Source organism: Rhodococcus sp. 27YEA15, from assembly GCF_049739425.1.
Taxonomy (GTDB): Bacteria; Actinomycetota; Actinomycetes; order Mycobacteriales; family Mycobacteriaceae; genus Rhodococcus_F.
On record NZ_JBMHHW010000001.1, the window covers coordinates 2,830,145 to 2,849,514 of the forward strand.

At 63.6% G+C, this 19,370-nt stretch carries 24 protein-coding genes and 1 riboswitch; of the genes, 9 read left to right on the forward strand and 15 right to left on the reverse strand.

All coding sequences use genetic code 11. The features are described from left to right. Both ABH922_RS13100 and ABH922_RS13105 read right to left on the reverse strand, forming a co-directional pair. Window positions 1-1,296: a deoxyguanosinetriphosphate triphosphohydrolase gene (locus tag ABH922_RS13100; RefSeq protein ID WP_424807323.1), complete on the reverse strand. Its 1,296-nt coding sequence runs from the start codon at window positions 1,294-1,296 to the stop codon at window positions 1-3. A gap of 9 nt (window positions 1,297-1,305) precedes the next feature. Continuing rightward, complete coding sequence (locus ABH922_RS13105) at window positions 1,306-1,998, reverse strand: YdcF family protein (RefSeq protein ID WP_424807324.1); 693 nt, start codon at window positions 1,996-1,998, stop codon at window positions 1,306-1,308. 69 nt (window positions 1,999-2,067) lie between these two features. Here ABH922_RS13105 and ABH922_RS13110 point away from each other — a divergent pair, with 69 nt between their 5' ends. Then, window positions 2,068-4,122 carry a TPM domain-containing protein gene (locus ABH922_RS13110; protein WP_424807325.1) on the forward strand — a complete coding sequence of 685 codons (2,055 nt, stop codon included), beginning with the start codon at window positions 2,068-2,070 and terminating at the stop codon, window positions 4,120-4,122. A gap of 99 nt (window positions 4,123-4,221) precedes the next feature. Next, window positions 4,222-4,959: a polyprenol monophosphomannose synthase gene (locus tag ABH922_RS13115; protein WP_424807326.1), complete on the forward strand. Its 738-nt coding sequence runs from the start codon at window positions 4,222-4,224 to the stop codon at window positions 4,957-4,959. Here ABH922_RS13115 and ABH922_RS13120 read toward each other — a convergent pair. Next, window positions 4,934-5,740 (reverse strand): helix-turn-helix domain-containing protein, encoded by an 807-nt coding sequence (locus tag ABH922_RS13120; protein ID WP_424807327.1) that lies wholly within the window; start codon window positions 5,738-5,740, stop codon window positions 4,934-4,936. The genes ABH922_RS13115 and ABH922_RS13120 overlap by 26 nt on opposite strands. A gap of 138 nt (window positions 5,741-5,878) precedes the next feature. Between ABH922_RS13120 and ABH922_RS13125 the strand changes: the two genes are divergently transcribed. Together ABH922_RS13125 and ABH922_RS13130 are read left to right on the forward strand one after the other, a co-directional pair. Continuing rightward, the gene (locus ABH922_RS13125) at window positions 5,879-6,244 is read left to right on the forward strand and encodes a nuclear transport factor 2 family protein (RefSeq protein ID WP_166811486.1); all 366 of its coding nucleotides are present in this window, start codon (window positions 5,879-5,881) and stop codon (window positions 6,242-6,244) included. 48 nt (window positions 6,245-6,292) lie between these two features. Next, window positions 6,293-6,757 (forward strand): MepB family protein, encoded by a 465-nt coding sequence (locus ABH922_RS13130; protein WP_424807328.1) that lies wholly within the window; start codon window positions 6,293-6,295, stop codon window positions 6,755-6,757. Here ABH922_RS13130 and ABH922_RS13135 read toward each other — a convergent pair. Further along, on the reverse strand, window positions 6,745-7,326 hold the full coding sequence (locus ABH922_RS13135) for a dihydrofolate reductase family protein (protein ID WP_424807329.1): 582 nt from the start codon (window positions 7,324-7,326) through the stop codon (window positions 6,745-6,747). The genes ABH922_RS13130 and ABH922_RS13135 overlap by 13 nt on opposite strands. Window positions 7,327-7,418: 92 nt before the next feature. Further along, window positions 7,419-8,810, reverse strand: coding sequence for a glycine--tRNA ligase (locus ABH922_RS13140; protein WP_424809665.1), 1,392 nt, complete (start codon window positions 8,808-8,810; stop codon window positions 7,419-7,421). Between the two features lie 197 nt (window positions 8,811-9,007). Between ABH922_RS13140 and ABH922_RS13145 the strand changes: the two genes are divergently transcribed. Both ABH922_RS13145 and ABH922_RS13150 read left to right on the forward strand, forming a co-directional pair. After that, window positions 9,008-9,391, forward strand: coding sequence for an ArsR/SmtB family transcription factor (locus ABH922_RS13145; RefSeq protein ID WP_424807330.1), 384 nt, complete (start codon window positions 9,008-9,010; stop codon window positions 9,389-9,391). Between the two features lie 10 nt (window positions 9,392-9,401). Further along, window positions 9,402-9,833: a Fur family transcriptional regulator gene (locus ABH922_RS13150; RefSeq protein WP_424807331.1), complete on the forward strand. Its 432-nt coding sequence runs from the start codon at window positions 9,402-9,404 to the stop codon at window positions 9,831-9,833. A gap of 64 nt (window positions 9,834-9,897) precedes the next feature. On the opposite strand, the gene ABH922_RS13155 is transcribed toward ABH922_RS13150, so the two are convergent. The 3 genes from ABH922_RS13155 to recO are packed head-to-tail and all read right to left on the reverse strand — an operon-like array spanning window position 9,898 to window position 11,952. Further along, complete coding sequence (locus tag ABH922_RS13155) at window positions 9,898-10,296, reverse strand: YbjN domain-containing protein (RefSeq protein ID WP_424807332.1); 399 nt, start codon at window positions 10,294-10,296, stop codon at window positions 9,898-9,900. A gap of 11 nt (window positions 10,297-10,307) precedes the next feature. Beyond that, complete coding sequence (locus ABH922_RS13160; RefSeq protein WP_424807333.1) at window positions 10,308-11,126, reverse strand: isoprenyl transferase; 819 nt, start codon at window positions 11,124-11,126, stop codon at window positions 10,308-10,310. Further along, window positions 11,083-11,952: a DNA repair protein RecO gene (gene recO / locus ABH922_RS13165; protein WP_424807334.1), complete on the reverse strand. Its 870-nt coding sequence runs from the start codon at window positions 11,950-11,952 to the stop codon at window positions 11,083-11,085. The genes ABH922_RS13160 and recO overlap by 44 nt, the downstream gene beginning before the upstream one ends. Before the next feature lie 75 nt (window positions 11,953-12,027). On the opposite strand from recO, the gene ABH922_RS13170 reads away from it, so the two are divergent. Continuing rightward, on the forward strand, window positions 12,028-12,765 hold the full coding sequence (locus tag ABH922_RS13170) for a TetR/AcrR family transcriptional regulator (protein ID WP_424807335.1): 738 nt from the start codon (window positions 12,028-12,030) through the stop codon (window positions 12,763-12,765). On the opposite strand, the gene ABH922_RS13175 is transcribed toward ABH922_RS13170, so the two are convergent. Next, a complete protein-coding gene (locus ABH922_RS13175; protein ID WP_424807336.1) occupies window positions 12,762-13,751 on the reverse strand; it encodes an AurF N-oxygenase family protein in 990 nt (329 codons plus the stop codon). The genes ABH922_RS13170 and ABH922_RS13175 overlap by 4 nt on opposite strands. A 100-nt stretch (window positions 13,752-13,851) precedes the next feature. Next, window positions 13,852-14,268, reverse strand: coding sequence for a DoxX family protein (locus ABH922_RS13180; protein ID WP_424807337.1), 417 nt, complete (start codon window positions 14,266-14,268; stop codon window positions 13,852-13,854). Between the two features lie 126 nt (window positions 14,269-14,394). Next, a riboswitch (TPP riboswitch) is annotated at window positions 14,395-14,488 on the forward strand. Between ABH922_RS13180 and ABH922_RS13185 the strand changes: the two genes are divergently transcribed. Together ABH922_RS13185 and ABH922_RS13190 are read left to right on the forward strand one after the other, a co-directional pair. Next, complete coding sequence (locus ABH922_RS13185; RefSeq protein WP_424807338.1) at window positions 14,479-15,270, forward strand: 3-oxoacyl-ACP reductase; 792 nt, start codon at window positions 14,479-14,481, stop codon at window positions 15,268-15,270. Its footprint overlaps the riboswitch before it by 10 nt. Next, window positions 15,270-16,607 carry an LLM class flavin-dependent oxidoreductase gene (locus ABH922_RS13190; protein WP_424807339.1) on the forward strand — a complete coding sequence of 446 codons (1,338 nt, stop codon included), beginning with the start codon at window positions 15,270-15,272 and terminating at the stop codon, window positions 16,605-16,607. Before ABH922_RS13185 ends, ABH922_RS13190 begins: the two co-directional genes overlap by 1 nt. On the opposite strand, the gene dinB is transcribed toward ABH922_RS13190, so the two are convergent. From dinB to ABH922_RS13215, 5 genes are all read right to left on the reverse strand, one after another. Next, window positions 16,546-17,760: a DNA polymerase IV gene (gene dinB, locus ABH922_RS13195; RefSeq protein WP_424809666.1), complete on the reverse strand. Its 1,215-nt coding sequence runs from the start codon at window positions 17,758-17,760 to the stop codon at window positions 16,546-16,548. The genes ABH922_RS13190 and dinB overlap by 62 nt on opposite strands. Beyond that, on the reverse strand, window positions 17,760-17,891 hold the full coding sequence (locus tag ABH922_RS13200) for a hypothetical protein (protein ID WP_424807340.1): 132 nt from the start codon (window positions 17,889-17,891) through the stop codon (window positions 17,760-17,762). The genes dinB and ABH922_RS13200 overlap by 1 nt, the downstream gene beginning before the upstream one ends. 147 nt (window positions 17,892-18,038) lie before the next feature. Beyond that, window positions 18,039-18,251, reverse strand: a complete 213-nt coding sequence (locus tag ABH922_RS13205; RefSeq protein WP_424807341.1) for a ribbon-helix-helix domain-containing protein — start codon at window positions 18,249-18,251, stop codon at window positions 18,039-18,041. Between the two features lie 78 nt (window positions 18,252-18,329). Next, window positions 18,330-18,878 carry a GrpB family protein gene (locus ABH922_RS13210; protein ID WP_424807342.1) on the reverse strand — a complete coding sequence of 183 codons (549 nt, stop codon included), beginning with the start codon at window positions 18,876-18,878 and terminating at the stop codon, window positions 18,330-18,332. Window positions 18,879-18,982: 104 nt separating this feature from the next. Continuing rightward, the gene (locus tag ABH922_RS13215; protein ID WP_424807343.1) at window positions 18,983-19,333 is read right to left on the reverse strand and encodes a hypothetical protein; all 351 of its coding nucleotides are present in this window, start codon (window positions 19,331-19,333) and stop codon (window positions 18,983-18,985) included. Between the last annotated feature and the right edge of the window lie 37 nt (window positions 19,334-19,370).

Here is a 19,370-nt window from a genome sequence, read left to right on the forward strand (position 1 = left end):
TCAACCCCAACTGGCCTGCGCTCCCAGGCTTGCCTTGTCGACGCGTTCGAGGCGGCTCTCGGTGTACGACGCGATCTGATCGACCACTACCCGCACTCGTGCCGCGTCGTCGTCGGCCCGCTCCCACGCGGGAAGCAGAATCGGGTCGAGTCCTGCCGGCGCGGTCGCCAGCAGCCATTGCGCAACACGATGTACTCGATCACGCTGACGTGCCTGACGGGCTTTGTGGCCGGCGTCGGACATCACGTAGTACAGCGCGACGGTCTTGAGCAGCGCCACTTCGGATGCGACCGTGTCCGGGACGACGATATCGGCGTCGTAACGGGTCAGTGGGCGTTCGCCGTACACCCGCCGAGTCCCGGCGATGGCTGCTGTCGCGAATCGGCCGACCAACTCGCTGGTGAGATTCTTGAGCGCCACCGAACTGGTGAGCGTTCCGTCGTAACTGCCGACTTCCCGAACCACCGGCAGCTCCGAGAGCCGTTGGGCAGCCTCGATCAGTTCGTCGACCACCAGTCCTCGAAACTCCGAGGCGCCGAGTTCCGCCAGCGCACGCTGCTCGGCTGGATCAGCCAGGGAGCGAAGGTCGATGCGGCCCGCGATGACCCCGTCCTCGACGTCGTGCACCGAGTAGGCGACGTCGTCGGCCCAGTCCATGGACTGGGCTTCGAGGCATTTCCTGCGTTCCGGTGCACCTTCGCGCACCCAGGCCAGGACATCGGCGTCGTCGTCGTACGCCCCGAATTTCGCGCCGGGTGACGGCCGAGTCCACGGGTACTTGATCGCCGCGTCCAATGCGGCTCGGGTGAGGTTGAGTCCGGCACTCGCCCCGTCGGGGGTCAGGATTTTCGGTTCCAGGCTGGTGAGGATACGGAGGTTCTGCGCGTTTCCTTCGAACCCGCCGCAGGACTGCGCCACCTCGTCGAGGGCTCGTTCCCCGTTGTGCCCGTACGGCGGATGACCGATGTCGTGGGCCAATCCGGCGAGATCGACAAGATCGGGATCACATCCGAGCCCGTCCGCTATCCCTCGACCGATCTGCGCCACTTCCATCGAGTGCGTCAGCCGGGTTCGCGGGGTGTCACCGTCACGAGGCCCCACCACCTGGGTCTTGTCGGCCAACCGCCGAAGCGCTGCCGAATGCTGGACACGGGCACGGTCCCTCGAGAAAGCCGAACGGTGCTGTGCTGCCGGAATCTGCGAATCCGGGAGGCCGGCTCGTTTGGGCGCCTCGGTGACGATGCGCTCGAGATCGTGTTCGGTGTACGTATGGCCGATCGTGGTGTCCGTGCTCATCGAAGGTCTCTACTGCCCTGCCGTGTAGGGAAAGTCTGCGGAAAAATGGGTGAGTTGGTACCAGAGCAGCGCACCGGTCTCCCGGGCGATGCCGTGAAGTTGCGATTCGCGGGTGAACACGGCCGGACCTTGGCGGGTGGGCGCCGTCCACGCCGCGAGTCCGGTGTCACGGGCCATGGTGCGGGTGCGCAGCGAATGCCAGGGATCACTGACCAGAACTGCCGAGTTGATGCCCTGCGTCGACATCTGCGCACTGACCGCGTCGATACTGAGCAGCGTGTCCGAACCTGTCTCGACCGCAGTGATCGAGCTCGACGGGACGCCGCGATCGCTGAGATACATCTTCCCGGACGCCGCCTCCGTGTACTGGTCGCCTTCCTGCTTTCCGCCGACCGTGATGATCTGTGGTGCAACTCCGCGCTTGTACAGCTTGTACGCCTGTTCCAACCTCGCCTCGAACACCGACGACGGCGTCCCGGAGTACTGCGCAGCACCGAGGACCACGATCGCGTCGGCCGGCGTGGTGTCGTCGATACGCGCCACCTGCCACACCCGGAACGCCGTGCCGCCGACGAGGACGACCGCGATGAGAACGGCGCCTGCGACCAGTCGTCGGACCCACCTGGCCAACGCCGAAACGAAGCCGCCGCCAGTTCGGGAGGGCCTCGAGTCGTAGGAGCTGTCACCTGTTGCGGGTTTCACTCCCACAATTGTGCCGGCCGAACACCGGCACCTCCGGTGCGGACGCGCCGCAACCGATAGATTTGCGTCATGGCCTTCGCAGCACACATCGAGCAGACTCGTCCGAGACGTCACGGTCCGGCGACGACACCTACCGTCAAGCGCTCCGGGACTCTCGCGGCAACTGCCGCGATCTTCGCGTTGCTGGCGCTGCTCTTGTGCCCGGCGATCGCCTCGGCCGACGCACCGATGGTGCTTCCCAACCAGATCACCGACACGTCGGGAGTCCTCGATCCGGGCCAGGAAAGCGATATCCAGACTGCACTGGACCAGCTCAAGGAAGACCACAACATCAATCTGTGGGTGGCGTTCGTCCCCAACTTCAACCAGATGGGTGGCCAAGCCTGGGCCGAGCAAACCGCTGTCAAGTCCACACTCAGCGGTAACGCGGTTCTGCTCGCGGTGGCAACCACCGAGACTGCTTACTACTTGGACGTGCCTGCCGAATTGACCGCCATCACACAATCGGACATCGACTCGATCAAGTCGTCCGCGATAGAACCTGCGCTGGACGAGAACGACTGGACCGGCGCCGCGATAGCCGCCGCCGGAGCCCTCGGTGACGCCGCGTCCAAGAGCGGCGGCATGTCAGCGGGAACCCTGCTCGTCGCAGGCGGGGTCGTGGTCGTCGGCACCGGCGGGGTCGTCTTGTATTCCCGCAAACGAAAGAACGATCGAAGCAAAGCCGACGCCGACGCGGCCAAGAACATCGCTCCCGACGACATCGCCGGTCTGAACGCGCTCGCATTGCCCACTCTCGACGATCGCGCACGAGCAATCCTGGTCGAAACCGACAATGCGATCGCATCGAGCCGCGAAGAACTCGAACTGGCTCGCAGCGAGTTCGGGGACAGCGCGGTCGCCGCATTCACCACGGCATTCGACAAGGCCCAGTCGACGCTGGCTCAGGCCTTCGCGATCAGGCAACGCCTCGACGACACAATCCCCGAAACGCCCGATCAGCAACGTCAGATGTTGATCGACATCATTTCCTCGTGCGGCCGAGCCGATCAGGAACTCGAAGCCCGAGTCGAGGAATTCGACGGACTGCGCGACCTGTTGATCAACGCACCTGCCCGCCTGGACGCACTGACTCAGAGCGTGGTGGCGTTGAGCGTGCGGTTGCCCGAGTCCGAGCAGATCTTGACCACGTTGAAGGGGCAGTTCCCGGCACCGACGCTGGCCTCGGTGGTCAACAACGTCTCGATGGCCGGTGAACGAGTGACGCTGGCCGAGAAGTCGATCGAGGAGGGCCGCGACGCCGTCGCACTGCCCGCCGGAAGACAGGGTCCGGCCGTCGTCGCGATCCGAACCGCCGAAGCCGCACTCGATCAGGCCAGGAAGCTGCTCGACGGCGTCGATCACGCCGCCGACGACATCCGCAACGCCATCGCCACACTGCCCGCCGCCATGGAAGACGTTCAGCACGGCATCACTGCCGCTGACGCGTTGGCAGGCCGCGGCGGACCGGAATTGGCCCAGGCGAAGGCCGCCGCTCAGTCGGCACTGGCGAAAGCACAGGCGTCCAAGGACACCGATCCGTTGACCGCGTTCAACGAGGTGGTTGCGGCCGACGCCCAGCTCGATGCCGTCCTCGCGCAGGCACAGGAAGAAAAGCAGCAGTTCGAGCGTGCCCAGCAGCGCCTGGCGCAGGACATCCTGGCTGCACAGGCACAGGTCACCGCCGCGGGCGACTTCATCAGTACCCGGCGAGGAGCCGTCGGAGCCGAGGCCCGAACACGCTTCGCGGAGGCACAGCGGCACCTGCAGGCTGCCCAGCAACTTCAGCCGACGGAACCCTCCACGGCTTTGCAACACGCCCAAGCCGCCACGGCACTGGCAACCCAGTCTCTACGTTCGGCACAGAGTGACGTGCGCCGCTGGGAAGACAGCCAACGGCCCCGAGGCGGTGGCGGGGATGCCACCGGGGCAATCCTGGGTGGCATCCTGATCAACAGCGTTCTCCGTGGTGGCGGTGGCCCCCGTTCGTACGGCGGGCCGAGTAGCAGCGGACGCTCCGGCGGCGGGTTCAGCGGTGGCGGTGGACGCACCAGCAGAGGTGGAGGTGGCGGCGGGCGATTCTGAACAACTCGCCTCTCGGGGTAAAATCCGTACTTTGTTCGCGACCGCACTCGTCGTACGCTTCATCCGGCAAGTCGGGATCACAGATCATACGAAGGTGTTATGGAAAGCGTCGCCCCGCAGATAACCGTCGTTGTACCCACGTACAACGAGCGTGAGAACCTGCCAAAGCTCGTCGATCGCCTCGCCGCGTTGAAGATCTCGAACCTGCACGTACTCGTGGTGGACGACAATTCCCCCGACGGCACCGGTGACGTCGCCGACAAGTTGGGTGTCGACGGCCCGATTCCGGTCGGAGTGCTGCACCGCACCGCCAAGGACGGCCTCGGTCGCGCCTATGTGGCCGGGATGACGCGGGCACTCGCGGAGAACGCCGACATCGTGATCCAGATGGATGCGGATCTCTCGCACCCGTCCGAGGCCATTCCGGCGATGATCGAGATACTCACCACTACCGACGCCGCCGTGGTCCTCGGATCGCGCTACGTCGACGGCGGCGCGGTGGCCGGCGACTGGCCGTGGCACCGTAAGGCTCTCTCGGCGTGGGCGAACTTCTACGTCAACGCGATTCTTCGCCTGCACGTCAAGGATGCCACTGCCGGCTTCAAGGCCTGGCATGCGAAGACCCTACGTGCCATCGACGTGGAGTCGGTGCAGAGCAACGGCTACGCCTTCCAGGTCGAGATGAATTACCGAGTTGTTCAGCGCGGCATGAAGATCGCCGAAACTCCCATCCGCTTCGAGGAGCGCACCGAAGGTGTCTCCAAGATGAGTCTCTCGGTTCAGTTGGAGTCGGCGCTGGTGCCGTGGAAGCTCAAGTTCGGCAAGAAGTCTCTGTGACCTGTGCGGCCGATCGGAAGTAGTCGGCCGTCTGCATGTCCGACGGGTAGAACGATTCGATCGCGATCTCTGCGAGCGTGACGTCGCGCGGCGTACCGAACACGGTGGTGGTGCTGAACATCGCCAGTTCGGTGTCGCCGGCGCGTACCCGCAACGGAACCAGCAGGGAATTCGCGCGGTCGTCGTGCCACTCCCCTCCACTCGGATACGTGCGCAACTCGTCGAGCAGCGACGACAATTGTTCGTCGGCACTGACTTCCACTTCCCGAGCCAGCCGTGCGAGCAGGTGGGCACGCCACTGCGCGAGGTTCACGATCCGCGGCGCCATGCCCTCGGGATGCAGGCTCAGTCGCAATACGTTGACCGGTGGTTCCAGGAGGAATGCAGCGACGCCCTCGGTCAGGATCCCCACGGCGCGGTTCCCGGCGACCATCTCCCACTGCTGATCGACCACCACGGCCGGATACGGATCATGAGCTTCGATGATGCGATCGATGGCCTCACTCACCGCTGACATCGGCGCTTCCGCCAACGATTTCTGCGTGCACTCCGGCGCATGACCGCTTGCCAGCAGAAGCGTGTTCTGTTGTCGTAGAGGAACATCCAGACATTCGGACAGGTGAAGAATCACGTCCCGGCTGGGTTTGGAGCGGCCGGTTTCGATGAAGCTCAGATGCCTTGTCGACACTCCTGCCGCTGCCGAGAGACTTAGCTGAGTGAGCCTTCGCCGCTCCCGCCATCTTTTGAGTTCGGTGCCCACGTCCATCGTCTCGAAGGTCATTCTCTCAAGTTGGCGACCCGAGGTAGCCGAGGCCATGACCTCCGAGGTAATCGACCCGAAACAGTTTCGGAGGAACAGTGGTCTCAGCCGGCGCGACCGCCGGATCTTCACCACCGGACACTGATCAAGGGAGCGACCATGAGCGACTTCGACGCAATCGCCGACGCCTATATCGACATGTGGAACGAAACCGATACCACCGCCCGTAAAGCACGGATCGAGCAACTGTTCGCACCCGACGGTCGCTACACCGATCCGCTCGCGGACGTCACCGGACACGATCAGATCGACGCGATGATCAACGCTGTGCAGCAACAATTTCCGGGCATGCACTTCACCCTCATCGGACCGGTGGATGCGCATCACCGACAGGCTCGATTCGGCTGGGCTCTCGGCCCGGCGGGGGCCGGGTCACTGATCGACGGGTTCGACGTACTCGAACGCGACGACGACGGCCGGGTGACGCTCGTCCTCGGGTTTCTCGACAAGGTGCCTACGGTCTGAAGCGGGACTACCACCGACAGCGTTCGTCACGAAGGTTGTCGGTGGTCCGTGGCATCATCGGCCCCGATGAACGCCGACGGATTTACCTGGTCCACACCGATTCCCGAGCCCGAGGGTGCGGAATACAGCGCTCACACGCTGACCGTCAACGGCCTCCCCACCGTCTATCGAACCGCCAAGACGACGCCGACCAAGCTCGGTCAGTTCGTCACACTGTGGCGCCGTTCCGAGGCCGGGCCCATCCGCCCCTTCGACACCGGAGACGGCGTGATGCAGTTCGTGGTGAAGGTCTACGACGAAGAGCATGTGGGGCACTTCGTCTTTCCCACCGAAACCCTCGTCGAACACGACATCGTGTCGACGAACTTCTCAGGTGGTAAGCGCGCCATCCGGGTCTATGCGCCCTGGGTTACGCCGACCAGCACGCAAGCAGTCAGAACTCAGCGCTGGCAGAGCCGGCATTTCGGCGAGTTCCCCGATGTGTTCAGCTCAGCTGCTGTTCAGCTCAACTGATACGTCGCGATGATGACGCCTGTTGTCGTAGGGGCACTTTCGGTGAGGGTGAACTGAGCGAGCGCAGCTCCGTCGGGGAACAATCTGCGCCCGGTTCCGAGAACCAGCGGATGAATCAGCAGAGTGTAGGTGTCGACGAGACGCCGTTCGGCCAAAGACGTGATCAAGTCGCCGCTGCCCAGAATCACCAGATCCGGGCCCTCGCTTTCCTTGAGCGTGGCGACCGCGTCGGCGGCATCACCTTTCAACAAGGTCGAGTTCTTCCACGGCAGCGGTTCACCCAAAGTTCTTGACGCTACGTACTTCTGCGTGTTGTCGAGCACCTCGGTGAACGGATTGTCGGTCTGAAACGGCCAGTAGGAGGCGAAGTTCTCGTAGGTTCGACGTCCGAAGAGCAACTCCGATTTCTTCGCCATCCCCTCCCCCATTTTCTGTGCCATGGCGGAATCGTTGAAGGGCGCCGCCCATCCACCGTGCTCGAATCCGCCACGACGGTCTTCGTCCGGCCCACCAGGTGCCTGCATGACACCGTCGAGAGTCACGCTGTTGGTCACGCTGAGTTTTCTCATAGCTTCGATCCTGCGCCTGAAGATCCGTCAAGGATAGAGAAAACGGGCGGTCCTTCTCGAGTGAGAAGGACCGCCCGTCAGCTTCGAACGAATCAGGAACCGATCAGCCGCGCGGCCAGGTAGCTCTCCACCTGATCGAGTGCGACGCGTTCCTGCGCCATGGAGTCACGCTCACGCACCGTCACCGCTTGATCTTCGAGAGTGTCGAAGTCGACCGTGATGCAGAACGGCGTGCCGATCTCGTCCTGGCGACGGTAACGGCGGCCGATGGCGCCGGCGTCGTCGAATTCGACATTCCAGTTCTGACGTAGCTGCGCCGCAAGGTCTTTCGCCTTGGGCGTGAGGTCAGCGTTGCGCGAGAGCGGCAACACGGCAGCCTTGACCGGTGCGAGTCGACGATCCAGACGCAGCACGGTGCGCTTGTCGACGCCGCCCTTGGCGTTGGGTGCTTCGTCCTCGGTGTACGCATCGACCAGGAAGGCCATGAGCGAACGGGTGAGACCGGCTGCCGGTTCGATGACATACGGCGTGTAACGCTCACCGGTCGTCTGATCGTAGTAGTTGAGCTCGGTACCCGAGTGCTTCGAGTGGGTAGAGAGGTCGAAATCAGTGCGGTTCGCGATGCCCTCGAGCTCGCCCCACTCGCTGCCCTGGAAGTGGAAGCGGTACTCGATGTCGGTGGTGCCCTTCGAGTAGTGCGACAGCTTCTCCGGCGCATGCTCGTACAGACGCAGGTTGTCGGGATCGATACCGAGGCCGGTGTACCACGCCAACCGGTAATCGATCCAATACTGGTGCCACTTGTCGTCCTCGCCGGGCTTGACGAAGAATTCCATCTCCATCTGCTCGAACTCACGGGTACGGAAGATGAAGTTGCCCGGCGTGATCTCGTTGCGGAAGCTCTTGCCGATCTGGCCGATGCCGAACGGCGGCTTCTTACGCGAGGTGGTCAGCACGTTGGCGAAGTTGACGAAGATACCCTGCGCGGTTTCGGGACGCAGGTAGTGCATGCCCTCTTCGCTCTCGACTGGACCGAGATACGTCTTGAGCATCATGTTGAAGTCGCGGGGCTCGGTCCACTGACCGACGGTCCCGCAGTCGGGGCAGCCGATCAAATCCATGGTGACGTCGTCCGGGTTGTCGAGCTTCTTCTTCTCGGCGTACGCCTCCTGCAGGTGATCCTGACGGTGGCGCTTGTGACAGTTGAGGCACTCGACGAGCGGGTCGTTGAACACGCCGACATGGCCGGACGCGACCCAGACCTCGCGGGGCAGAATCACCGAGGAGTCGAGACCGACGACATCGTCGCGACTGGTGACCATGTTGCGCCACCACTGACGCTTGATGTTCTCCTTCAGCTCCACACCCAACGGGCCGTAGTCCCACGCGGACTTGGTACCTCCGTAGATCTCACCGCACGGGTAGACCAGGCCTCGCCGCTTGGCGAGATTGACGACGGCTTCGATCTTGGACTTGGGTGCCACTCGATTGCTCTCCATCTGGGTAATAGATGCATGGTTTCGTGCGTTTTTCGCAGCACCAGCCTATCCGGCAGGCATGTCGGACTTCCCTTCGAGGTTGACATGCGTACTTGTGCATATCAAAATGAAAGTGATTTGCAATAATGTGATTGCATGGCTATGCACGAACATCACGATCACCCATCTGAAGGAGTTTCGCTGTGAGCATTGCGGACACGGGCGATCTCCACAACGAATCGGACCAGACTGATCTGGCCCACGCCCACGACCCGTTCGAGGCCACCCCACCGGCCCCGATACCACCCAAGGACACGCTCGCCGCAGCGGGGGAAATCCTGCGAGCTCTGGCAGCGCCGGTACGCATCGCGATCGTCTTGCAACTGCATCAGTCCGAGCGGTGCGTGCACGAACTGGTCGGCGCACTCGGCGTCACCCAGCCACTGATCAGCCAACACCTTCGAGTCCTCAAGGCAGCCGGCGTCGTACGCGGTGAACGCAACGGCCGCGAAGTTCTCTACCGCCTCGTCGACGACCATCTCGCTCACATCGTCGTGGACGCGGTAGCCCACGCAGAAGAAGGATGAGTAACCCCTGATGAACACACCGACGAGCACGACGGACCGACGCAAATCCGCCATGGTGGGTGTGCGATCGACCAAACAGCGCAGCGCCATCTCCGCGCTGCTCGACGACATCGACGAGTTCAAGTCCGCGCAGGAACTGCATGACGAACTACGCAAGCGCGGTGAAGGCATCGGCCTGACCACGGTCTACCGCACCCTGCAAGCACTCTCCGACGCGGGAACCATCGACGTACTTCGCACCGACACCGGCGAGTCCGTGTACCGGCGGTGTTCGTCCGGGCACCACCATCACCTGGTGTGCCGGGAGTGCGGATTCACGGTCGAGGTGGAGGGCCCGACGGTGGAACAGTGGTCGCAGTCCATCGCCGACGAGAACGGATTCACCGAAGTGAGCCACACCGTCGAAATTTTCGGGACCTGCCGGGACTGCGCCGAAGAGTGACCAACTAGCGACACTTTCCATAACACGGCCAGGGCTAGGGAATCAGGCCCTGACGCGGCCAGGGCTAGGGAATCAGGCCCTGACGCGCGGAATCCGCACCGCCGAGCACCAGCAACAGAATGGTGGTCAGGGCCTCGTCGTCCAATCCCGCCGCCGGGAAGGTGTACCGCAGGATGACATCGGCCAGACTACCGTGTGCGAATACCGCGATCGAACCGAACTGGATGGTGCGGTTGCGGTCGGCGACCTTACGGTGAAGTGCCGCGCTGACCGGACGATCCCACGCCAGCACACAGGTCATGGCGATCACGTCGAGCCCGTCGGAGAGGTTCATGGCCTGGATCGAACACAGTGCGCCCGCGTACTGAAATCCCAATGAACCGTCCGGAGCCACGTCGACCGACGCGAAATGCGCCAAGGAGGCAGCGGCTCGCTGTTGTAGTAGCGCGGCGTTGTCGGTCATGTCCTCACCTGTCATTTGACGCCACCGAATCTACGGTCGCGTGAAGCGTATTCGACGCAGGCGGCCCACAGGTCACGCCGATCGAAATCGGGAAACAGCTTCTCCTGGTACACCATTTCGGCGTAAGCCGACTGCCAGAGCAGGAAGTTCGACGTCCGCTGCTCACCGGAGGGACGCAGAAACAGGTCGACGTCCGGCATGTCAGGCTCGTCGAGATACTTGGCAACCGTTGCCTCGGTGATCTTTTCAGGGTTGATCTCACCGGCCGCGACTCGCCTGGCAATCTCCTTGACCGCGTCCGCGATCTCGGCGCGGCCACCGTAGTTCACGCACATCGTCAGATTCATCACGGTGTTGTGCTTGGTGAGTTCCTCGGCGATCTCGAGTTCCTTGATGACACTCGCCCACAGTCGAGGTCGCCGACCGGCCCACCGCACCCGGACGCCCATCTCGTGCATCTCGTCACGCCGACGGCGAATGACGTCGCGATTGAAACCCATCAGGAAGCGAACTTCTTCGGGGCTACGCTTCCAGTTCTCGGTGGAGAACGCGTAGGCGGACAGCCACTCGACGCCCATCTCTATGCAGCCGCACACGGCATCCATCAGGACCGCTTCGCCGCGCTCGTGGCCGGCGGTTCGCGGGAGTCCACGTTCCTGGGCCCAACGTCCGTTACCGTCCATCACCAACGCCACGTGGCGCGGGACGAGTTCGGTCTGCAGGATCGGCGGGGTTGCTCCGGACGGGTGTGGGTCCGGTGGCCGGATCACCCGGTCGGTAGCCGAGTCAGGCGGAGTTCGCGGTTCGCGTCGTCGAATCACGAGGTCCATCCTGCCTCACGGCGACGGCGGCCTTCACCACGGTGGCGGCGGCGCCGGACTTCGTCGGATCGACGGCATCACCGACGACCACGGTCGCGTGCGGTCGGGACCGTTCGATGAGCGGTAGCGTCCGCAACTGACGCTCGAGGTGCCACTGCAGATGCGCGGCCACCAGCCCACTCGCTTGTGTTCGTAGGGCGACGGGCACTTCGTCGGTGCCGTCCCATTCTCCGCGAAGCAGCGCTCCCATCAGATCGAGCACTCCGGGCGACGGCGTCGCCGATCCTGCAGGCCGACAGTACGTACATACAGCTCCACCTGCCGATACATGGAAAGCGCGGTGCGGCCCCGGTGCCGAGCACCCAGCGCACTCGCCGAGAGCCGGCGCCCAGCCCGCGTAGCCCATCGCACGCAGGAGAAAAGCGTCGAGAACGTATTCGACCGGCCGCACCTGCTCCGCCACGGCGCGCAGCGCACCGACGGTGAGTCGCTGCAACGCCGGCGCGGGTGCCCGCTCCTCCCCCGCCAGACGTTCTGCGGTTTCGAGGATCGCGCACGCCGTCGTGTACCGGCTGTAATCGTCGACGATGTCGGTCGCGAAGGCGTCCACCGTCTGCACCTGGATGATGACGTCGAGGTTCTTGCCCGGCAGAAGCTGGATGTCCACGTGGGCGAACGGTTCGAGTCTGGCACCGAACTTGGACGTGGTGCGGCGAACGCCCTTGGCCACTGCACGCACCAACCCGAACTGACGGGTGAGCAGCGTGACGATGTGGTCTGCTTCACCTAGCTTGTGCAGGCGCAGCACCACCGCTGTGTCTCGATACAACCTCACCCGACCAGTGTTCCACGCACTGCCGACCAACCACGGTCACCGGGCATCCGGGTTGCCGACGGATAGACTGCCCGCATGCCGAGCGAGACCACCGAGCACCCAGATACCGCACCGGTGAATGGTTACGAAGCTCGGTGGGAACGCCACAATTCCGAACGGCAGACCCGCATCCTCACCGCTGCGACCGAGCTCGTGGAGGAACGCCCGGCGGGCGCCGACATCTCCATCCAGGACATCGCCGATCACGCCGGGTTGGCGAAATCCGTGGTGTACCGCCAGTTCGGCGGCCGCGAGGATCTGGACCGTCGGGTTCGCTCGCACGCACTCGCCGAGCTCGCCGATGTTCTCGATTCCGCGATGAACATTTCCACCGGAACGCCGTCGGAAATTCTGAGCCGAACCATCACGGCAGTGGCCGTGTGGATCACGGACCGTCCTCGGATCCACGAGTTCATGGCCACCGGGCCCACCGACTACGACGACGGCTCCCTCGACGCGATCAGCAGCCTCAAATCCAGGATCGCGCGATCCGCACAGACCATCATCGCCGGGGCCTGCGCTTCGGTCGGAGTGCCGTTCGCCCCCTTCGCCTCGCTCCCCTTCGCGGTGGTCACCATGGTCGAGGGAACTCTGACCCGGTGGTCGCGCAGCCCCGAGCCCAAGCCCACGCGCGAGGAGATCGTCACCGATCTCACCAACTTTTCGTGGTACATGCTCGCCGGCGTCGCCCGATCGAGTGGAATCACCATCGATCCCGACAGCGAGCTGTCGTCGCTACTCGCTCGATTCTCGACCCCGGGCGAAGAGCATTAGCTCCTGGTCTTGTCGGAGCGGATCGGCTCGCCCCGGTACCTCGCTCGGTCCCCGTCGATGTGCAGACCGCGCCACACGCGCCGCGACACCCCGTTCATGAGTCCGAGTTCGGTTGCCAGGGTTCGCATGTCACCGAAGTAGCCCTGCAGAATCCGACGCGAGTGCGGACTCTTCCAGAAGGCGCTCTTCATCACCTCGTCCGGAACCCCGAACTCGACGGCAAATGCCTTGTGCGGAGCCATGATCTGGCCCGCCAGCCAGCGCATCGCAAGCGGAAACAGAACCGATGTGACCGCCCGGCTTGCTCGCGAAAGTTCGGGGACGTGGTTGCGGAGGAACTCGTGTGCGAACGAGATGTGCCGGGCCTCTTCGGCGATGTGAATCTCCATCGTCCGCAGCATTGCCGGTGGGGCATCCCTCCCCTCGCGGATGAGTTGTTTCTGGAAGTGGTCGATGGGTTCTTCACCAGCGAGAATTCCGATGAAGAAGATCACCGGGAACTTGGCGCCCAACACGCCGATCACCGGCGAGAGCCGCCTGAACGTCGGTCGCATACCTGGTACGTCGACCCCCGTTCGATTGACCAGTTCCTGGAACATCTGGATGTGGTTGCACTCCTCAGTCATCTCGTGCAAGCAGTAGCGGAACTCCGGCGATTGATTCGGTAGTGCCATGATGTACTGCATCATTCCGCGAATCAGGATGCTCTCGAAAGCCGAACCTACCTTCACGACGTTGGCCTGACGCCACATCCCCATCGCGATCCGGCGGTCCAACGGTTGCCGCCGGTACCACTCGGTTGCACCGAGCGGATCGGATTCCGGCGACAGGACCCAGCGAGGGTCGTTCGCATCGACAGCCAGTTCCCTTGATTCCCAGTCGATGTCGCGATACGGGTCGAAGCTTCGATGAACCGATCCGCCGGACAGTTGTCCGAGAACTTCACGGTAGTCCGACCCCCACCGGACGAACCTCGTCTGCGCCATCGGTGTCTCCTCTCGGCACGGACCCCCGGATCGCAACTGCAGAGCCCTCTGCCGTAAACATAATGGGACACCGAGTCCCACGCAACCCTTCGGTGGTGATTCAGCGACGAACCACCGGGACGACAGCGCGCACCTTCTCGTCCCGCAGATACAAGCCGATCCACATCAGGACTCCGACGTAGACCGCCGACAACGTGGTACTCAGTACCGACTGCTCGGCTCGGAGGTTCGCCAGCACCGCTCCCCCCAGATATCCGGTCAGTAGGATCGCCCCCAGAACAGCCGTTCTCGGAACGACGTAGAGCACGAGGCAGATCAACTGCACGATTCCGGCCGTCACCGCCAACGACTCGGGCAATCCCAACTCGGCGGACGCATCCTTGACTGCCTGCACGTTCAGCACGTGAGATATGCCGTCCGCGAGCATGAACAGTACGAACAATCCACTCAAAGCGAGCCCGATCCGACGTGCCACTCTCGACTGCGTCACCTGCGTCTCGATGCCGTGTGTGTCCATCGACCCATCTCCGATCGTCTTCGCACGGGCGGTCCCGTGCCCTTGCCTGTGAAGACCTCCCGGCGACCGGAAACTGATCGGGTCGGCCACCCACTCGCCAGGCGGCCGACCGCTCATGGTCTGATGGAGCATGACACGGGGTGCCGAAAAGGTCGGCTGAGATCAGACCCGATGAACCTGACCAGCTAGCACTGGCGGAGGGATGTCGTCATGACCGAACACAGTTTTCAGCCTGCACTCGCACTCGACGAGCAAGTAGTTCTCGTCACCGGGGGTGCCCGCGGGCTCGGCGCCGCACTCAGTCACGCGTTCGCCGGACAGGGCGCGCGGATAGTGGTCAATTACCATCGAAGCAAGAATGCCGCCGACGCCGTGGTCGCGGAACTGGGCGAGAGCCGCGCAGTAGCGGTAGGCGCCGACGTCACCGATCGAGGGTCGGTGGATCGTCTGTTCGCCACGGCCCGAGAGCATTTCGGAACCCCGATATCCACCGTCGTCAACAATGCCCTGGTCGACTTCAGTTTCAACGGCGACGCCAGGCCAAAGGCCGACACGATCACCTGGGCCGATTTCGACTCGCAGTTGCGCGGCAGTGTCGCCGGGACACTCAACACCACTCAAGCCGCACTCAGCGGTATGCGCGAGCTTGGATTCGGCCGAATCATCACCGTCGGAACGAATCTCGTACAGAATCCGGTGGTCCCCTACCACGACTACACCGCAGCCAAGGCCGCTCTTCTCGCACTGACACGGACGTTGTCGGCCGACCTCGGACCTGACTGCATCACCGTCAACATGATTTCCGGCGGACTGCTGCGGACCACCGATGCCAGTGCCGCCACCCCCGAGGCCGTGTTCGACATGATCGCCGCGAGTACACCGCTGCGGAGAGTGACCACTCCCGCCGAATTCGCCGACGCCGCATTGTTCTTCGCCTCCCCCTGGTCGCGAGCTGTCACGGGGCAGAACCTCGTGGTCGACGGCGGACTCGTCAAAGACTGATGAGAAGGCAATTGCGCCTCGGCGCATTTCTGCTCGGCTGCGGCCACCACAGCGCCGCCTGGCGCCACCCCGAGTCGCCCGTCGAAAGGCTGGGCGAGATAACCTATTACGAGGAGCTGGCCGGAACCGCCGAGCGCGGAAAACTCGACGCGGTGTTCTTCGCCGACGGCCACAGTGTTCGCGAGCCGGAGGCCGGAGCGTCGTGGTTCCTCGAACCGATCACCGCGCTGACGGCGATGGCGCGCGCCACCGAGCACATCGGGCTGGTCACCACGGTGTCGACGACGTTCTACACACCGTTCCATGCGGCCAGACTGCTGGCCTCGCTCGATCACATCAGCGGCGGGCGCGCCGGATGGAACGTCGTCACCTCGATGTTCGACCAGGAAGCCCGCAACCACGGGCTCGACACCATGCCGGACCACGCCACCCGGTACGCGCGGGCCGACGAATTCGTCGACGTGGCTCTGGCTCTGTGGAATTCGTGGTCGGTTGACGCGCTGATACTCGATCGGGACGGCGCATTCGCGGATGCAGGCAAGATTCACGCCATCGATCACCACGGCGCCAACTTCCGCGTAGACGGCCCGTTGACCGTCCCCCATTCGCCGCAGGGTGCGCCGGTCCTCTTCCAAGCCGGGGCCTCGGAGCAGGGCCGTGAACTTGCCGCTCGCCGGGCCGAGGCCATCTATTCGGTGGCGTACGATCTGCCCAGCGCACAGGCGTACTACCGAGATGTGAAGGCCCGCATCGGTCGCGCCGGCCGGGAACCCGATTCGGTGCCGATCATGCCCGGCCTCGTGACGTACGTCGGCAGCAGTGCGGCCGAGGCCCGCGCGAAGAAGGCCGAACTGGATCTTCTACTGCCGACGGCTCAGTCAATCGCGCAGTTGTCACTGTTCACCGGCCAGAACTGCCAGGACTGGGATCTGGACTCCCCCGTTCCGGAGTTGCCGCCACTCGAGGAGTTCACCGGCCCACAAGGTCGGTACTCGACCATTCTGCGGATCGTCGAGAAGGACTCGCCCACGGTGCGGGAGCTGCTGGGCACACTCGCTGCGGGCGGCGGTCACGCCACGATGATCGGCACCCCCGAATCCATTGCCGACGAGATGGAGACCTGGCTGGTGGGCGCCGGCGCTGACGGTTTCAACTTGATGCCGCCCACCTACCCACAGGGGCTGGAAGACTTCGTCGATCAGGTGATCCCGATTCTGCAGCAGCGCGGACTCTTCCGGCGCGAATACGAAGGGACCACCCTTCGCGACAACCTTGTCAGTCCGGCAACAACGGCACCGAGATCCCGGGGTCACGCCCCAACAGCACACCCCGGGTGAGTGCACCCGTTCCGAACTTCTTCCGGACACTGTCCACTGCCGAATCCAGTGCGGCAGTGTCCGGCCCGTCGAACGGCAGTTCCAGTTGTTTCGCCCCGTCGCGGTCCAGGTTGGCAACCGCGATACCGATCAGCGTGATCCCTTTCTCCGCGATCAACGGTGCCGCGTCGTCGAGGAGAATCATTGCCGCGGTTAAGATCTCGCTCGTTTCGGCCGACGACCGGCGCAGAGTTCGGTCACGGGTCACACGGGTGAAGTCGGCAAATCGCAGACGCAGCGTCACGGTGCGCCCGGTTCGCCGAGCGGTGCGCATACGACCGGTCACGCGGTCCACCAAAGCGATCAACGCGGCCTCGAGTTCACTGCGGGAATGCACCCCACGCCCCAGAGCCCGCTGGGCGCCCATCGAACCGCGACCCTGGCGTGCCTGCACCGGCCGGGGGTCACGATTGTGGGAGAGAGCGTAAAGATGGCGTCCGGCACCGCGGCCCAGGATCGACACGATCGACGCCTCGTCGTGCCTGGCCACGTCTCCTACCGTCACGATGTCGAAATCGCGCAGCTTCCGGGCGGTGATCCGGCCGACGCCCCACAGCTTCTCGACGGGCAACGGGTGCAGAAAGTTGATCTCGCCGTCCGGCGGGACCAACAGCAGACCGTCGGGTTTCGCGAACGCGCTGGCGACCTTCGCCAGGAATTTCGTCCGAGCGATGCCGACGGTGATGGGTAGTCCGACCTGCTCGGCGACGTCGCGTCGGAGCTTGGCGCCGATTTCGAGTGGGGTCCCCACAATGCGAGCCAGTCCGCCGACTTCGAGGAACGCCTCGTCGATGGAAATGCCCTCCACCAGCGGTGACGTGTCACGAAAGACGTCGAACACGTCTTTGCTGGCCTGCGAGTACGCAGACATTCTCGGGGAAACCACGATCGCCTGCGGACACAGCGCTCTGGCCTGAGCACCACTCATCGCGGTGCGGACACCGAACGCCTTGGCCTCGTAGCTGGCCGCGAGTACAACGCCGCCGCCTACGATCACCGGCTGCCCGGCCAGCTCAGGATCGTCGCGCTGCTCCACCGAGGCGTAGAACGAGTCGAGGTCCGCGTGCAGGATCGTGGCCTCACCCTGCTGGTGAACACCCGAATTTCCTGACATCACGGACACGAACGCATGTTCGCACGTGGGTACGACAGCGGCCCGCCCTGTCCCGGTCCGACGGCAACGACATCCACGCCCTCGACGCGTCCGGCTGCAACAGCCTTGGCAATTCGATCAGCGAACAGCATGACACAGAGCCTCATATCGACTGTCCCTTCGGCTGGACTCCAGCTCACCGTGGACACTTTCATCACATTCGCCGAACCGGAGAACCCCGAATTCCGGCATTGCCTCGATCGGATCTGCCGACTGAAGGACATATGCCCACCGGCCGATCACCACGTATCGGAGGTAGCAATGTCCCACGGATCTTCGGTGTCACCTTCGGTGAAGGCCGCGGCGTAGTCATGGTGGAGTTGTGTCTTCGCGAGCAGACGGAGTGCGGCGTGAACGCCGTCAGACCGACCTCGGAGACCGTGATCGCGTACATACTCGTCGAGGACCTGCGTGTCCTCGCCAGGAAGGCTGATCGTGAACTTTACGGCCATATCCCGAGGATACCGAGGCAAAACTCTCGTGTGACAACCATCAGCGAGACTGCTACGGGAGGTCGACGATTCGAAACGTCACCGGCCCGAGGTCGCGTTCAACTCGCGAATTGTCGCCTTGTCGTCTGTCGTGAGTTCCGAGCGATCGAGCACAGCCTGCAGTATCTCGGACTTTCCGGCGATGTAGCGATCGATGGTCATGGCCGGATCCTCGGCGAGTTCTCGTTTCACCGCGCCGTACGCATCTCGAAGGTCGGGATGCGACCGCAGCACCGACCGGACGGCGAGGTGATTGCGCACGTGCAGGGTTCCCTCGACGCAGACGTAGACGTGTCGAACCGGGTTGACGTCCGGCGGCCGGAACGCTTCTCGATCGGCCATGCCGAGATCTCCGACGTGAACGTATCCCCCGGCAGCGAGAGCACCGATCGCAGCCGGTACGTGTTCACGCTCGACGACGACGTCGATATCGAGAATCGGTTTGGCCGCGAGCCCGGGAACCGCCGTCGACCCGACATGCTCGACGGCGACGACGGATACCTGCGACAGCATTTCTCGCAGGCTGCTCGCCACGTTGTCGTACTGCCGAGGCCACTCGTCGGAGTACGCAACAACGGTTATAGGCATCGCACCAAACTATCGCATCGCGCGGATCGCAGTGTCACGGGACGAACAGCCACCTGCCCGGCACAACAGCGCAATGCCACAGCATGATTGACGCAGTCCGGACCTCAACTCGCCGCGCTGCCCACCGTCACCTTGACCGTGACCTTCCCGGAGTCAGTGCGTGTACTCACGGCGTGCCCGGGATGCTCGGCACCGTCGAGTGTGACGGTGACCGGCCCACCCTCGCCCAGGAAGTTGCGCCACCAGTTCTTCTTGTCCGGCAGGGCCACCCTGATCGCCAGTTCGTCACCGGTGCGGGTGAAGCTCACGGGCAGACTGAATTGCTTGCCGGACTTGCGGCCCCGATAAGTGATGACGACCATCGACTTCCCGACGAGGTTGCCCAGGACCGGGACCTTCAGGAGGGCAAAGACGAGCGAGTTTGCTCCGGCAGCAACTATCTGGAATGTATTCACGTGTATCCCTTCACCGAGGAACTGGTACGGGAATTGC

What these genes read in the sequence shown, in the direction of transcription:
- ABH922_RS13100 (WP_424807323.1), bottom strand. Translation starts at nt 1,296, where the DNA reads ATGAGCACGGACACCACGATCGGCCATACGTACACCGAACACGATCTC.
- ABH922_RS13110 (WP_424807325.1), top strand. Translation starts at nt 2,068, where the DNA reads ATGGCCTTCGCAGCACACATCGAGCAGACTCGTCCGAGACGTCACGGT.
- ABH922_RS13115 (WP_424807326.1), top strand. Translation starts at nt 4,222, where the DNA reads ATGGAAAGCGTCGCCCCGCAGATAACCGTCGTTGTACCCACGTACAAC.
- ABH922_RS13120 (WP_424807327.1), bottom strand. Translation starts at nt 5,740, where the DNA reads ATGACCTTCGAGACGATGGACGTGGGCACCGAACTCAAAAGATGGCGG.
- ABH922_RS13125 (WP_166811486.1), top strand. Translation starts at nt 5,879, where the DNA reads ATGAGCGACTTCGACGCAATCGCCGACGCCTATATCGACATGTGGAAC.
- ABH922_RS13135 (WP_424807329.1), bottom strand. Translation starts at nt 7,326, where the DNA reads ATGAGAAAACTCAGCGTGACCAACAGCGTGACTCTCGACGGTGTCATG.
- ABH922_RS13150 (WP_424807331.1), top strand. Translation starts at nt 9,402, where the DNA reads ATGAACACACCGACGAGCACGACGGACCGACGCAAATCCGCCATGGTG.
- ABH922_RS13155 (WP_424807332.1), bottom strand. Translation starts at nt 10,296, where the DNA reads ATGACCGACAACGCCGCGCTACTACAACAGCGAGCCGCTGCCTCCTTG.
- ABH922_RS13160 (WP_424807333.1), bottom strand. Translation starts at nt 11,126, where the DNA reads ATGGACCTCGTGATTCGACGACGCGAACCGCGAACTCCGCCTGACTCG.
- ABH922_RS13170 (WP_424807335.1), top strand. Translation starts at nt 12,028, where the DNA reads ATGCCGAGCGAGACCACCGAGCACCCAGATACCGCACCGGTGAATGGT.
- ABH922_RS13175 (WP_424807336.1), bottom strand. Translation starts at nt 13,751, where the DNA reads ATGGCGCAGACGAGGTTCGTCCGGTGGGGGTCGGACTACCGTGAAGTT.
- ABH922_RS13180 (WP_424807337.1), bottom strand. Translation starts at nt 14,268, where the DNA reads ATGGACACACACGGCATCGAGACGCAGGTGACGCAGTCGAGAGTGGCA.
- ABH922_RS13185 (WP_424807338.1), top strand. Translation starts at nt 14,479, where the DNA reads ATGACCGAACACAGTTTTCAGCCTGCACTCGCACTCGACGAGCAAGTA.
- ABH922_RS13190 (WP_424807339.1), top strand. Translation starts at nt 15,270, where the DNA reads ATGAGAAGGCAATTGCGCCTCGGCGCATTTCTGCTCGGCTGCGGCCAC.
- dinB (WP_424809666.1), bottom strand. Translation starts at nt 17,760, where the DNA reads ATGTCAGGAAATTCGGGTGTTCACCAGCAGGGTGAGGCCACGATCCTG.
- ABH922_RS13200 (WP_424807340.1), bottom strand. Translation starts at nt 17,891, where the DNA reads ATGCTGTTCGCTGATCGAATTGCCAAGGCTGTTGCAGCCGGACGCGTC.
- ABH922_RS13205 (WP_424807341.1), bottom strand. Translation starts at nt 18,251, where the DNA reads ATGGCCGTAAAGTTCACGATCAGCCTTCCTGGCGAGGACACGCAGGTC.
- ABH922_RS13210 (WP_424807342.1), bottom strand. Translation starts at nt 18,878, where the DNA reads ATGCCTATAACCGTTGTTGCGTACTCCGACGAGTGGCCTCGGCAGTAC.